Origin of the sequence: Halomonas sp. 25-S5 (assembly GCF_029889845.1) — a bacterium.
Lineage (GTDB): Bacteria > Pseudomonadota > Gammaproteobacteria > Pseudomonadales > Halomonadaceae > Halomonas.
Window position 1 is genome coordinate 72,877 of the sequence record NZ_JARANV010000010.1, and the last position, 13,882, is coordinate 86,758.

Here is a 13,882-nt window from a genome sequence, read left to right on the forward strand (position 1 = left end):
CGGATCAGGCCTTGAGCAGGCGCTGGATCTCCTCGGCGCCGGCCACCTTGCCCTCGATGATCACCTCACCATCGACCCCGAGTGCCGGGGTGCGCCTCACCCCCTTGTCTCTGCGGGCGCCTGCGCCTCGGCCTCGGGGAAGTGGTGCCGGGTGTTGTTGGCGATGCGCACCAGCGCCAGCATCAGCGGCACCTCCACCAGCACACCCACCACCGTGGCCAGCGCCGCGCCGGACTGCAGGCCGAAGAGCGAGATGGCGGCGGCCACGGCGAGTTCGAAGAAGTTGCTGGCGCCGATCATTGCCCCGGGGGCCGCCACGCTATGGGGCACCTTCCACGCCTTGGCCCAGCCATAGGCGATGAAGAAGATCAGGAAGGTCTGGAGGCTCAGCGGGATGGCGATCAGCACGATATGCAGCGGCGCCTCGAGGATCACCTCGCCCTGGAAGGCGAACAGCAGCACCAGGGTGATGATCAGTCCGATGGGGGTGATCGGCCCCACCTTCTTCAGGAAGACGTTGTCGTACCACTCGATGCCGCGGCGGGCGATCAGGGTGCGCCGGGTCAGGTAGCCGGCGGCCAGCGGGATGACGATGTAGAGCACCACGGACAGCGCCACGGTATCCCAGGGTATCGGGATGTTGGAGACCCCGAGCAGGAAGACCACGATAGGGGCGAAGGCGAACAGCATGATCAGGTCGTTGAGGGCCACCTGCACCAGGGTGTAGGCGGCATCGCCCCGGGTCAGGTAGCTCCACACGAAGACCATGGCCGTGCAGGGGGCGGCGCCCAGCAGGATGGCCCCGGCCAGGTACTGGCTGGCGCGCTCGGCGGGAATCAAGGGGGCGAACACCACCGTCAGGAAGAACCAGGCGATGGCGAACATGGTGAAGGGCTTGATCAGCCAGTTCACGGTAGTGGTGATGATCAGTCCCCTGGGCTGGCGGCGCACGCCAAGGATGGCAGTGAAGTCGATCTGCGCCATCATGGGGAAGATCATCGCCCAGATCAGCACCGCCACCGGGATCGACACCTGGGCAACCTCGAAGCGCGAGAGGGTCTCGGGGATCGCCGGGGCGAACTGGCCGAGCAGCACGCCGGCGATGATGGCCAGGGCTACCCAGACCGAGAGGAAGCGCTCGAAGCGTCCCATGCCCTCCGCGGAGCTGGGAGCATCAGTAGCGGTGTGGTGAGTCGTCATGATGGCATCCTCTCACCGTGGGGGAGTGTCGAATATATATGAAATTCCATATGTATTCAATCGCTTTGCCGGGCGCCGTTTCATGAACTGCTATGATCGTCGCCACGCCGAGCGTCCCAGCGCTGGAGATAGCCCTTGATCGCCACCGATGCCCTGAGCCTGGAGCGGCTCGCTGTCGGCGAGCTTGCCGAGGTGAGCCTAACCATCGCCCCCTGCGAAGTTCATTGCCTTTCCGGCCCCAGTGGGTCCGGAAAGAGCCGCCTGCTGCGCGCCGTAGCCGACCTGGAGCCCCACCATGGACAAGTGTGGCTGGGCGATATCGCCCAGGCGGCGCTGCCGGCCCATGCGTGGCGAGCGCGGGTGATGCTGGTGCCGGCCGAGAGCCAGTGGTGGGCGGACAGCGTGGGCGAGCATATGCCGCAGGTCGCTCCCGCGGATCTCGCGATGCTGGGCTTCACCCCCGAGGTTCTGGGCTGGCAGGTCTCGCGCCTCTCGTCGGGGGAGAAGCAGCGCCTGGCCCTGCTGCGGGCGATCAGCCGTCAGCCCTCGGCACTGCTGCTCGACGAGCCCACTGCCAACCTGGATGAGGTCACCACCCGCCGGGTCGAGGACTGGCTCAAGGCACGGGTCAGCGAGCGGGGCTGGCCGGTGATCTGGGTCGCCCACGACCCCGCCCAGATCCAGCGGGTGGCAGAGCGCCACTGGCGAATCGAGGGAAGCGAACTCGTGGAGGCGGCGTCATGGACGTGATCGCGCTGACCTGGTGGCAGCTTGCCCTGGCGGCGCTGATGGTGGTGGCGCTGGCCGCCTGCACGGCCATGGCACGACTGGGCATGGGCAGGAGCCTGCTGATCGCCGCGGCGCGCACGGTGATCCAGCTCACCCTGGTGGGGCTGGTGCTGGAAGCGCTTTTTGCGGCCGAGCGGCTGGTGTGGGTGGCGCTGATGGCGCTGGGCATGCTGCTGATCGCCGGGCGCGAGGTGATGGCGCGCCAGAAGCGCCGCCTGCTGGGCGGCTGGGCCTTCGGTATCGGTACCCTGGCGATGTTTCTCTCCTCGTTCACGGTGACGGTGCTGACGCTTACCGTGATCATTGGCCCCGAGCCCTGGTATCGGCCGCAGTACGCCATTCCGCTGCTGGGCATGATGCTCGGCAACACCATGACCGGGGTGGCCCTGGCGCTGGATCGGCTGACCGACACCGCCTGGCGCCAGCGAGCGGTGATCGAGAATCGCCTGATGCTCGGCCAGCGCTGGCAGGAGGCGGTCGGTGACATCCGCCGCGAGGCGATGCGCAGCGGCCTGATGCCGATGATCAATGCCATGGCGGCCGCCGGGGTGGTCAGCCTGCCGGGCATGATGACCGGCCAGATACTCGCCGGCAGTCCGCCGGCCCTGGCGGTGAAGTACCAGATACTCGTGATGTTCACCATTACCCTGGGGACCGGCTTCGGCACCCTGGCGGCAGTGGCCGCGGGCAGTCGCCGGCTGTTCGATGGCCGCGAGCGACTGCGCCTCGACCGTCTGGCAGCGCCCCGTGGATAACGATGACGCCCGCTGCCCCTCCGGAGGCAGCGGGCGTCGCTGGCGGGCACTTGCCGGGTCAGTCGATCAGTTCGACCGCCACGGCGGTGGCCTCGCCGCCGCCGATGCACAGGCTGGCGATGCCACGCTTGCCGCCCCGGGTGCGCAGGGCATGGATCAGGGTGGCGATGATCCGCGAGCCGGTGGAGCCGATGGGGTGGCCCTGGGCGCAGGCGCCGCCGAAGACATTGACCTTGTCGTGGGGCAGGCCAAGGTCGTCCATGGCCATCAGGGTCACCACGGCGAAGGCCTCGTTGATCTCGAAGAGGTCGACATCATTCACGCCCCAGTCGAGTTTCTTCATCAGCGTGTCGATGGCGCCCACCGGGGCAATGGTGAACTCGCTCGGGTGACGCGAGTGGGTGCTGTGGCCCAGCATCCGCGCGATCGGCCTGGCGCCCAGGCGGTCGGCCGCCGCCTGGCTGGCCAGGATCAGCGCCGAGGCACCATCGGAGATGGAACTGGAGTTGGCGGCGGTGATGGTGCCGTCCTTGGCGAAGGCGGGGCGCAGCGAGCGGATCTTGTCGAGCTTGGCCTGGAAGGGCTGCTCGTCGTGGTCCACCACGCTTTCCCCCTGGCGGCTGGTGACGGTGACCGGCGCCATCTCGGCCTTCAGGTGGCCGGCGTTGGTGGCCTCCATGGCGCGCTCCAGCGAGGCGATGGCGAAGTCGTCCAGGCGCTCGCGGCCATAGCCGCGCTCGCTGGCGACGTCCTGGGCGAAGACACCCATCAGCTTGCCGGTCTCGGCGTCCTCCAGGCCGTCCAGGAACATGTGGTCCTTGAGCTCGCCGTGGCCCAGGCGATAGCCGGTACGTGCCTTGGTTAGCACATGAGGCGCATTGGACATGGACTCCATGCCGCCGGCCAGCATCACCTCGCCGCTGCCGGCGCGGATCAGGTCGTGGGCCAGCATGGTGGCCTTCATGCCAGAGCCACACAGCTTGTTGATGGTGGTGGCGCCTATGGCATCGGGAATACCGGCCTGGCGCATCGCCTGGCGGGCCGGGCCCTGCTTGACGCCGGCGGGCAGCACGCAGCCCATGATGCCCTCGTCGATGCTGTCGGCACTGATGCCGGCGCACTCGATGGCGGCCTGGATCGCCGTGGCCCCCAGCTGCGGGGCGGTGAGGCTGGCGAGGCTGCCCAGCATGCCACCCATGGGCGTGCGTGCGGCAGAGAGGAAGACGATATCGTTGGACTGGCTCATGGTGGGCTCTCCCGGTGTGGCGTAACGGTCCCGGGCGGGACCGCATTGTCATTGTGGCCGTGATCTCGGACGGCGCCGCGTTGACCCGTCCGAGAGGCTGTGGTTTTCTCAGGGTCAACCAAGCAAGCGCTAGTGTAAATGTCGATGAATGTAATGAATGACTCACCGCGTCGCAAGGAGTTGACCCGCCAGGCCGCCCAGCTGTTCGTCCAGGAGGGCTTCGACCGGACCACGGTGCGCATGCTGGCCCAGGAGATGGGCATCAAGTCCGGCAGCCTATTCCATCACTTCCGCGACAAGCAGGAGATCCTGGCGGCGGTGATCGAAGAGGGCACCCAGAACGCTCTGGTCATCGCGAAGGCGGCCCTCGAACAGTGCGACAACTCTGCCGAGGCACGGTTGCAGGCCATGGCGCGCGCACACCTCGAGACCCTGCTCACTGACCGCAATGCCCATGTGGTGGCCCTCTACGAGTGGCGCCGTCTCGACCCCGAGGCCCGGGACCACCTGAGCCACCTGCGCGATGCCTACGAGGCGCTCTGGGAAGCGGTGATCGACGCGGCCCTGGCCGAGAGGCTGATCCATGGCGACCGCTTCCTGGTGGCCCGCTTCGTGATGGGGGCGCTCAACTGGACGGTGCGCTGGTACGATCCCGCCGGCTCGCGCTCCCCCGATGACCTGGCCCACGAGCTGGTCGCCATGATCACCCATCGAGCCTGACATCCTGGGCGCCGCCGGACCGCCACGCTCGACCATCGTCTAGTCCCATCCTGCCGTTCAGGGGTTGCCCCGTTCTCCGGGAGCCTCTAACTTGTACCTAGCGCTTGCTAGGTTGACGCTTACGTTAACTGCATATAATCACAAGTTGGGCGTGCACGCCAGCGTCGGCGCTTGCCGTTTCCTTCGTCGTCAGCATTGATCGCCACCAATCTTGTTTGCCGCCACAACAAGCACAAACCGCGAGAGGGCAGTACATGAGCACCCTTCCCGATTACCAGAGCTACCTCGAGACCTTCACCGTCGATGACGTCATCGCGCGCCTCGATGACCACCGCGACGGCAAGGCCAACGCCTTCGAGTCCTGCTGCGGACGCCACCTGCGTGCCGGCCGGGGCGACGTCCCGGCCCTGGTGCAGGAGGATACCCAGGGCCAGATCCACACCCTGACCTACGCCGAACTCGATGCCGAGAGCGCCAGGCTCGCCGGCTGGTTCGCCGAGCGCGGCCTGGGCGTGGGCGACCGCATCGCCTGCATGCTGCCGCGTTCGCCGCAGCTGCTGATGGTGGTGCTGGCCACCTGGCGCATCGGTGCCGTCTACCAGCCGCTGTTCACCGCCTTCGGTCCGGACGCCGTGGACTACCGCCTGGGGCGTGCCGACACCAAGCTGGTGATCACCGATCATGCCAACCGCTTCAAGTTCGATGGCCTGACCCAGTGCCCGCCGGTGCTCGCCGTGGGCGGCCCCGATGGCAAGCACGCCGACGACCTGGACTGGAATGATGCCCTGGCGCATGCGCCGATCGAGACCACGCCGCCGCGCCTCTCCCGGGACGAGCCCTTCCTGCAGATGTTCACCTCCGGCACCGTGGGTAAGCCCAAGGGAGTGGCCGTGCCGCTGGCCGCCATGCCGGCCTTCGCCCTCTACATGGAGCTGGCCGTCGATCTGCGCGAGACCGACCGCTTCTGGAACATGGCCGACCCGGGCTGGGCCTATGGCCTCTACTACGCCATCGTTGGACCGCTGCTGCTGGGCGTGACGACCCACTTCTGCGAGGCGGGTTTTTCTGCCGAGGGGGCGCTGGCCTTCATGAAGCGCCACCGCATCACCAACTTCGCCGCCGCGCCCACCGCCTACCGCCTGATGAAGGCCTCCGGCCTGTTCGATGACGCCCACCAGACCCTCGAGCTGCGCGCGGCGAGCTCCGCCGGCGAGCCGCTCAACACCGAGGTGGTGACCTGGGTCGAGCGCTCCCTGGGTTGCCCGGTCATGGACCACTACGGCCAGACCGAGACCGGTATGACCTGCAACAACCACCATGGCCTGGACCACCCCAAGCATGTCGGCGCGATGGGCGTGCCGATGCCCGGCTACCGCCTGGCGATCCTCGATGCCGAGTACAAGGAGCTGCCGCCGGGCGAGCCCGGCGTGCTGGCGGTGGACATCGAGAACTCCCCGGCGCACTTCTTCGCCGGCTACACCTGGCAGGAGAAGCACCCCTTCGCCGAAGGCTATTACCTGACCGGTGACGTGGTGATCAGGAACGAGGACGGCACTTTCCAGTTCGCCGGCCGCGACGATGACATCATCACCACCGCCGGCTATCGTGTGGGGCCCACCGACGTGGAGAACAGCGTGATGACTCACCCGGCGGTGGCCGAGTCCGCCGCCGTGGGCCAGCCCGACGAGATTCGCGGCGAGATCATCAAGTCCTACGTGGTGCTGCGCGAGGGCTTCGAGCCCAGCGATGAACTGGCCGACGAGATCCGCAAGCAGGTGCGCGAGCGGCTCTCGACCCACGCCTTCCCGCGGGTGATCGAGTTCGTCGAGGAACTGCCCAAGACCCCGAGCGGCAAGATCCAGCGCTTCAAGCTGCGCGCCGATGCCGTGGACAAGGCCGAGACAGGTGCTGCGTAATGACAGCCGCAAGCCTCTGAAGCGAGAGGCGCCGGGGGGCCAGGGCGAAGAGGGGGTCCTATGCCAGGGATGGCATCGGTAGCGCCCAGGGAGGGGTTCACAGCGCCCCCTCGCAGCCCTGGTGACGGAACAGCCTCGAGCGCTTTCTACCGCTGCCTTTCAACTCCAGGAACCTGATATGCACGTCAAGGACAATACCTTTCTGATCACCGGTGCCGCCTCCGGGCTGGGGGCGGCCACTGCCGAACGCCTGGTCGCCGCCGGCGGCCGGGTGGTGCTCTGCGACCTCAGCGACGCCGTCGATGCCCACGCCGAGCGCCTGGGCGGTGCCGCCCGGGCGGTACGCGGCGACGTCACCTCCGGCGAGGACATCCAGACCGCCGTCGATGTGGCGGTGGAGCTCAGCGATGGCCGCGGCCTGGCGGGTGTGGTGCACTGCGCCGGCGTGGTCAGCGTGGCCAAGCTGGTCGACCGCGAGGGCAATCCCGCCGACCTCGAGGCCTACAATCGCACCATCCAGATCAACCTGGTGGGCACCTTCAACGTGATGCGCCTGGCCGCCGCCGCCATGGCCAAGAACGCACCGGGCGAGGACGGCGAGCGCGGGGTGATCATCAACACCGCCTCCATCGCCGCCTTCGATGGCCAGGTGGGGCAGTGCGCCTACAGCGCCTCCAAGGCCGGGGTGGTGGGCATGAGCCTGCCGGCGGCCCGGGAGCTCTCGCGCCATGGCGTGCGGGTGATGGCCATCGCCCCCGGCGTGTTCGAGACGCCGATGATGAGCGAGATCCCCGACGAGGCCGCCCAGGCCCTGGCCGCCGCCGTGCCCTTTCCCAAGCGGCTCGGCAAGCCCGACGAGTACGCCCGCCTGGCGGAGCAGATCATCATTAACGCCATGCTTAACGGCGAGGTGATCCGCCTGGACGGCGGGATTCGCATGCAGTAGCCGGGCTTCGCCCGGCACAAGCTCGAAGCTTGAAGAGCGCCGCTTCGCGGCTGGAAGCTGGAAGAAAACCCAACCGGGCTGCGCCCGGAGCGGTAAGCCTTAAGCTTGAAGCTGGAAGAAAAATCTTGACCCAAGCGGTGGAGGTTTCATGCTGCCTTCCAGCTTCCAGCTTCCAGCTTCCAGCTTCCAGCTTCCAGCTTCCAGCTTTTAAACGAACGCTTGACTCCTCATTCTCTCGCACGTAATTTCAAACATATGTTTGAAAGCGGCCCTCGCCGCCTTCGCGACCCGATGTATCGGCGACCGCTTGCGGCCTGGCCGTGGAACTGGAGAGATCGAGATGCCCGACTATCAGGCCCCTCTGCGCGATATCCGCTTCGTCATGGACGAGATGCTGGACTACCCGGCCCACTACGCGCGCCTGCCCGGCGGCGAAGAGGCGAGCCCCGACGTGGTCGCCGCTATCCTGGAGGAGGGCGCGCGCTTCGCTCGCGAGGTGCTGCTGCCGCTGAACCAGAGCGGCGATCGCGAGGACTGCCTGCTGGAGGGCGGCGAGGTGAAGGCGCCGAAGGGCTTCAAGGAGGCCTACGCCCAGTACGTGGAGGGCGGCTGGCCGAGCCTCGCCGCCGACCCCGCCCACGGCGGCCAGGGCCTGCCGCACTCTCTGGCCATGGTGCTCAACGAGATGATCTGCGCCACCAACCTGGCCTGGGGCATGTACCCGGGGCTCTCCCACGGCGCCGCCGACGCGCTGCGCCACCACGGCACCGAGGCGCAGCAGGCCACCTACCTGAGCAAGCTGGTCAAGGGCACCTGGACCGGTACCATGTGCCTCACTGAGCCTCATTGCGGCACCGACCTCGGCCTGATCAAGACCCGCGCGGTGCCTGATGACGACGGCAGCTATGCGATAACGGGGACCAAGATCTTCATCTCCGCCGGCGAGCACGACCTGGCCGAGAACATCGTCCACCTGGTGCTGGCCAAGCTGCCCGATGCCCCGGAGGGCTCCAGGGGTATCTCGCTCTTTGTGGTGCCGAAATATCTGCCAAACGAAGCAGGCGAGCCCGGCGAGCGCAACGGCGTGGTGTGCGGCTCGCTGGAGCACAAGATGGGCATCCACGGCAACGCCACCTGCGTGATGAACTTCGACGCGGCACAAGGTTTCCTGGTGGGCGCGCCCAACACGGGGCTGGCCTGCATGTTCACGATGATGAACGCCGCGCGCATCGGCGTCGGCATCCAGGGCCTGGGCCTCATTGAGGCGAGCTTCCAGAATGCCTTAGCCTACGCCCGCGACCGCCTGCAGATGCGAGCGCTCTCCGGGGCCAAGGCCCCCGAGAAGCCCGCCGACCCGATCATCGTCCACCCAGACGTGCGCCGCATGCTGCTGACCCAGAAGGCCTTCGCCGAGGGTGGCCGAATGCTTACGCTCTACACTGCCCAGATGATCGACCTTGTCGAGCACGGCTCTGACGCCGCTGAGTGCGAGCGTGCCGAGACCCTGCTGGGCCTACTGACCCCTATCGTCAAGGCGTTCCTTACCGAGGTGGGCTTCGAGGCGACCAACGAGGGCGTGCAGGTGTTCGGCGGCCACGGCTTTATCCAGGAGTGGGGCATGGAGCAGCTGGTGCGCGATGCGCGCATCACCCGCCTCTACGAGGGCACCACCGGCATCCAGGCCCTTGACCTGCTGGGCCGCAAGGTGCTGATGAGCCAGGGCGAGACCTTGAAGGTCTTTACCAAGGAGATCCACAGGTTCTGCCGGGACGAGGAGGGCAACAGCGAACTCGCCGAGTTCGTGCGCCCGCTGGCCAAGCTCAACGCCGAGTGGGGCGAGATGACCCTGGCCATCGGCATGAAGGCCATGAACGACCGCGAGGAGGTGGGCGCAGCCAGCGTCGATTACCTGATGTATGCCGGCTACGTGACCCTGGCCTACCTCTTTGCCCGTGCGGCGAAGCAGGCCCGGGTGGCGCTTTCCAAGGGCACCGAGGAGGCCGCCTTCTACCGCGCCAAGCTCGATACCGCGCGCTTCTTCTACCAACGCCTGCTGCCGCGCACCCGCGCCCACAAGGCGGCCCTGGAAGCCGGTGCCGAGCCGCTCATGGCGATCAGCGCCGAGGACTTCGGCCTGGGCTTCGAGATCTGAAGAATCGGCAGCAGTTTGCCGTCCTTCTTGGAGTGCTACTGACGGTTTGATTGGCGGACCGGGAAAGAGCAGGATGCAATGCAATGCGTCGGCTATCTGTTCTGCCGTTCTTTTTTTGTTGGAGATACTGTCTCATGCGTGTCTTTGCCAATCCGGTCGGTGCCGGATCCCTCTGGTTCGACAACCTCGCCACCGCCTCCGGCACGCCCGTGGCCTATGACCCTCAGGCCAGGGCCTTCATCACAATGCCGCCGTTCTGTGCCAATCGCGACGTGATCGGCTGCAATTGGATCGCCCCCAAGCAGGACGGTTTCTGTCGCGCCTGCGCCATGACCGAGCTGGCTCCGGACACCTCCATACCCAACGCTGTTCCGCATTGGGCCCAGACCGAAGCTGCCAAGCGCTGGGTGCTCGACAACCTGGGGCGCTGGAACTGGTTCCGTCCCGAGGACCCCGGGGCTCGTCCCGTGTTTCACATGCTGGCCGAGGGCCACACTCCTGTACCCATGGGGCATGTCGGGGGCGTGGTGACGATCAGTGTGGCGGAGGCAGACCCGGTCCTGAGCACTACCCGTCGCGAGGCCCTGGAGGAGCCCTACCGCACCATGATCGGTCATATGCGTCATGAGATCGCGCACATGCTCTGGTGGCGCCTCAGCCTGAGGGAAGATTTCCTCGATGCCTTCCGGGCCATGTTCGGTGATGAGCGGGAGGACTATCCCGCCGCACTCGAACGCTATTACCACAATGGACCACCGCCCGACTGGCGCTCGCACTTCGTCAGCACCTATGCCGCGGCACACCCTCACGAGGATTGGGCCGAAACCGCGTCTCACCTGCTGCATCTCACGGATATCGCCGATAGCTTCGTTGCCGCTGGCTTGTCCTCCTCTGACCTGCCGCATCTCGGCTGGGACCCGTACATGGAGTCAGATGCCGAGAACCTGATTTACATTGCGACGCACCAGGTCATGGCCGTCAACCACATCAATCGCGCGATGGGATTGCCGGATCTCTATCCCTTCGTGCTTTCCGAAAAGGTTCGCCGCAAGCTTGTCTTCATGCACGACTGGCTTCGCCGAGGTGCCCAAGGGCTTTGAGCCGGACTCGGACTCTGGATTGTGCTTCCAGGGGCTCCGGTGCCAGTCCTTAGAGAAGGCTCGAAGCCAGGGATGGCGTCTGCAGTTTCTCGGCCAATTGGCTGGCACCGATCCCAACTCGAAGGCATGATATGCGCCTTGACGCTCCCCGAGGCGGCGAGCGACGGCTACGCGCACGAGGAACCGCCCATGTCACGAACAACCCGCTTGCAAGACCTGATCCGTGTGTTGCGTCACCACACAGGCCCCATCGGCGGACCGGAGCTTGCCCAGCGGATGGGGATCACCCTGCGCGCCCATCTACCAGGATGTTGCCACGCTGCCTCCCTACGACAAGCCGATCCCGGTCGAGCAGCTTGAGTTCGAGGCAATCACCGGGTTTCCCGATGAAAGGCGAAACAGTGAAATCGGTAAATGACGATGGGTTTGGAAACGCACGGGCGAAAGCCATGAGCCGGTCGTGAAAATCGATGATTCATGGGTCACTCGGCAACGCATGAGTCCTGGAAAGGAGTGAAACGATGTCACGGCAATTTGCCATACTGGGATTGGGCTATTTTGGCATTACGGTTGCCCAGGAGCTGCGTCGCCAGCATGACGAAGTGCTGGGTGTCGACATCGACGAATCTCGTGTGGACAGCTACGCGGACCTTCTCAGTCATGCGATTGTCGGGGATATCACCGACGAGAAGATCATCTCCCAGCTTGGCCTCGGTGAATATGATGCGGTCGTCATCGATACCGACGACAACCTGGAGGCCAGCATGATATGCACGCTGCTTGTCCGGGAGCAGAAAGCCAAGGAAGTGTGGGTCAAGGCACACTCCGATATGCACTACCGTATTCTCAAGCGTCTCGGGGCAGATCACGTGGTCTTCCCCGAGTTTGACATCGGTGTGCGGGTCGGTGAAAGCCTTCACTATCATGCCCTGGTTGACTTCATTGATCTCGGTAATGGTCACTTCGTGGTGGAACTGCAGGCCACGGAAGCGCTCGATGGCTCTTTCCCCTCGGTAGGCCACCTGTGCAAGGATCGTCCGAGCCTCTCGGTCATTGCCATCAAGCGAGGGAGCGAGCTCATCAAGGCCCCATCCCGGGATATGGTGCTGGAAAAGAAAGACAGCCTGGTGCTGTTGGGAGAGCTAGACGAGCTCAGAGACCTCGGCAATCATCTCTGAGTCGACTCTCGGCCCAGATCCGCACGCTGACAGGAGGTCCAGATGGGAATGCGTGAGCGTCTTAGGCGACCGGTACGCCGCGCACCACACGGCCGTGTAATCACCCTCTCCCTGCCGGAACTCCTGCTACTGGGCTTTCTCGCGCTGAGTGCCGTGGGAACCTTGCTGTTATCACTGTCCATCGCCGCCTACCACCCTCTGACGTGGCATCAAGCCCTGTTTACGGCCACGTCGGCGGTGACGGTAACGGGGCTCGGAGTGGTGGATACCTCCTCCCTGACATGGTTCGGCCAGGGAGTGGTCTTGGTACTGATACAGGTTGGCGGCCTCGGGTTCATGACCTGTGCGGCCATGATGATGGTGATGCTGGGCGTCCGCCTGCCCATGAATCAGAAGAAGCTGATTAGCGAGAGTCTCGACCATACCTCCTTTCCCTCTCTGATCCAGATGGTGCGGTTGGTCATGATCTTCTCCCTGATCGCCGAGCTGAGCGGCACCCTGCTGCTGGCCTTCGCCTGGGTTCCGGACTACGGGCTGGCCGAGGGGCTTTGGGTCAGCGCCTTCCACGCGATCTCGGCCTTCAACAATGCCGGTTTCTCCACCTGGTCCGGCAGTCTGACCCACGAGGTGGCCGATCCCCTTGTCAATGCCGTGATCAGCCTGCTGTTCATCACCGGCGGGCTCGGCTTCCTGGTTATCGCCGAGCTGGTGAACTGGCGTCCCGCGGCAAGGGTGTCACTGCATACCCGCATCGTACTGCATGCCACATTCTGGCTGGTGGTGGTTGCCATGCTGGCGGTGCTGGTCCTCGAGTGGCAAAACCCCGCGACACTGGGCGGGCTGGATGGTCTGGGCGCGCGGTTTCAGGCCGCCTGGTTTCAGGCCGTGACACCCCGCACTGCCGGCTTCAATACCCTGGATACCGGCGCGATGTCCGACCCCACCGCGCTGCTCACGATGTTCTGGATGTTCATCGGTGCGGGGTCGGGCTCTACCGCCAGCGGTATCAAGGTCACCACCCTGGTGGTCCTGCTGCTCGTGGCGCGGGCTTTCCTGAGAGGCGAGGCCAGACCCGTGGCCTTCGGCCGTTCGCTGCCGGACAATACGGTGATGGAGGCGGTTGCCGTGGCGCTCGCCGGAATGCTGCTGATCTTCACCTGCCTGCTGATCCTCACCATTACCGAGTCAGGCCAGACATTCCTCGACCTGGCCTTCGAATCGGTGTCTGCCTTCGGCACCGTGGGGCTCTCTCGAGGCATCACCGGTGAGCTGTCGGTGCCTGGCCAGCTGGCCATCATCCTCACCATGCTGCTGGGGCGTGTCGGCCCCATCTCCTTGGGTTACCTGATTGCCAAGCGCAAGATCAAGGGATTTCGCTACGCCGAAGGCAAGGTACATATCGGCTAGAAAGTGCCGTTTTCAGGTGTTCCAGGACTTGCAGGTCACCGTCGGGTTGAAGGGCTCGAGGTTGCCGCTGGGGTTGTCGCGGAACCAGACGTGCTGGTCGTAGTGCGGCTCGACGTGGTGGGCCTCCTCGGCAGGCGTATCCGGGTCGTTGACCATGTAATCCCAGGTGCGGCCCGCGAGGATCGGCGGCTCGCTCTGGCCCGAGGCCTCCCAGGCCTTGCGGAACCAGGTTCTCGACGCCGACCAGCACCAGGGAGCCGTCCGCCTGAGGCTCGTAGAGCAGGATGGCGGGGTTCATGTTGGCCGACCTGGCAATATCCTTTCGATGAGAATAATTATCGATAGTAGGCGTGGCCGGCGGCGACTGTCAATGCGGGGCCGTGGGCCATGGGCCATGGGCCAGGCGTGCCGGAGTGGCGGGGCCCGTCGCTTCCGTCCAGACTTGCGCCATGTATGGGACCGGCACCTGGCGG

The 13,882-nt window shown here is 65.5% G+C and carries 13 protein-coding genes; 9 read left to right on the forward strand and 4 right to left on the reverse strand.

Going from position 1 to position 13,882, the window contains the following annotated elements:
• Positions 1-4: 4 nt before the first annotated feature.
• Together OP498_RS18590 and arsB are read right to left on the reverse strand one after the other, a co-directional pair.
• Positions 5-100 carry a hypothetical protein gene (locus tag OP498_RS18590; RefSeq protein ID WP_348533123.1) on the reverse strand — a complete coding sequence of 32 codons (96 nt, stop codon included), beginning with the start codon at positions 98-100 and terminating at the stop codon, positions 5-7.
• On the reverse strand, positions 97-1,200 hold the full coding sequence (gene arsB / locus OP498_RS09235) for an ACR3 family arsenite efflux transporter (RefSeq protein WP_280553307.1): 1,104 nt from the start codon (positions 1,198-1,200) through the stop codon (positions 97-99). Before arsB ends, OP498_RS18590 begins: the two co-directional genes overlap by 4 nt.
• Before the next feature lie 135 nt (positions 1,201-1,335).
• Between arsB and OP498_RS09240 the strand changes: the two genes are divergently transcribed.
• Positions 1,336-1,950 (forward strand): ATP-binding cassette domain-containing protein, encoded by a 615-nt coding sequence (locus tag OP498_RS09240; RefSeq protein WP_280553308.1) that lies wholly within the window; start codon positions 1,336-1,338, stop codon positions 1,948-1,950.
• Positions 1,941-2,744 carry an iron export ABC transporter permease subunit FetB gene (fetB, locus tag OP498_RS09245; protein ID WP_280553309.1) on the forward strand — a complete coding sequence of 268 codons (804 nt, stop codon included), beginning with the start codon at positions 1,941-1,943 and terminating at the stop codon, positions 2,742-2,744. The genes OP498_RS09240 and fetB overlap by 10 nt, the downstream gene beginning before the upstream one ends.
• A gap of 58 nt (positions 2,745-2,802) precedes the next feature.
• On the opposite strand, the gene OP498_RS09250 is transcribed toward fetB, so the two are convergent.
• Positions 2,803-3,990: an acetyl-CoA C-acyltransferase gene (locus OP498_RS09250; protein ID WP_280549583.1), complete on the reverse strand. Its 1,188-nt coding sequence runs from the start codon at positions 3,988-3,990 to the stop codon at positions 2,803-2,805.
• Between the two features lie 153 nt (positions 3,991-4,143).
• Here OP498_RS09250 and OP498_RS09255 point away from each other — a divergent pair, with 153 nt between their 5' ends.
• The 7 genes from OP498_RS09255 (at position 4,144) to OP498_RS09285 (ending at position 13,409) form a co-directional block, all read left to right on the forward strand.
• Entirely contained in the window at positions 4,144-4,710 is a 567-nt protein-coding gene (locus OP498_RS09255; protein ID WP_280549581.1) for a TetR/AcrR family transcriptional regulator, read from the forward strand.
• Between the two features lie 254 nt (positions 4,711-4,964).
• Entirely contained in the window at positions 4,965-6,626 is a 1,662-nt protein-coding gene (locus OP498_RS09260) for an AMP-binding protein (protein WP_280549579.1), read from the forward strand.
• A 178-nt stretch (positions 6,627-6,804) separates the two neighbouring features.
• A complete protein-coding gene (locus OP498_RS09265) occupies positions 6,805-7,572 on the forward strand; it encodes an SDR family NAD(P)-dependent oxidoreductase (protein ID WP_280549578.1) in 768 nt (255 codons plus the stop codon).
• Between the two features lie 340 nt (positions 7,573-7,912).
• Positions 7,913-9,724 carry an acyl-CoA dehydrogenase C-terminal domain-containing protein gene (locus OP498_RS09270; RefSeq protein WP_280553310.1) on the forward strand — a complete coding sequence of 604 codons (1,812 nt, stop codon included), beginning with the start codon at positions 7,913-7,915 and terminating at the stop codon, positions 9,722-9,724.
• A gap of 134 nt (positions 9,725-9,858) precedes the next feature.
• Complete coding sequence (locus tag OP498_RS09275) at positions 9,859-10,824, forward strand: putative zinc-binding metallopeptidase (RefSeq protein WP_280549574.1); 966 nt, start codon at positions 9,859-9,861, stop codon at positions 10,822-10,824.
• 521 nt (positions 10,825-11,345) lie between these two features.
• Positions 11,346-12,002 carry a TrkA family potassium uptake protein gene (locus OP498_RS09280; protein ID WP_280549572.1) on the forward strand — a complete coding sequence of 219 codons (657 nt, stop codon included), beginning with the start codon at positions 11,346-11,348 and terminating at the stop codon, positions 12,000-12,002.
• A 48-nt stretch (positions 12,003-12,050) separates the two neighbouring features.
• Positions 12,051-13,409 (forward strand): TrkH family potassium uptake protein, encoded by a 1,359-nt coding sequence (locus tag OP498_RS09285; RefSeq protein ID WP_280553311.1) that lies wholly within the window; start codon positions 12,051-12,053, stop codon positions 13,407-13,409.
• Between the two features lie 12 nt (positions 13,410-13,421).
• Here the strand turns inward: OP498_RS09285 and OP498_RS09290 are convergent, their stop codons facing one another.
• Complete coding sequence (locus OP498_RS09290; RefSeq protein WP_280549568.1) at positions 13,422-13,565, reverse strand: hypothetical protein; 144 nt, start codon at positions 13,563-13,565, stop codon at positions 13,422-13,424.
• Between the last annotated feature and the right edge of the window lie 317 nt (positions 13,566-13,882).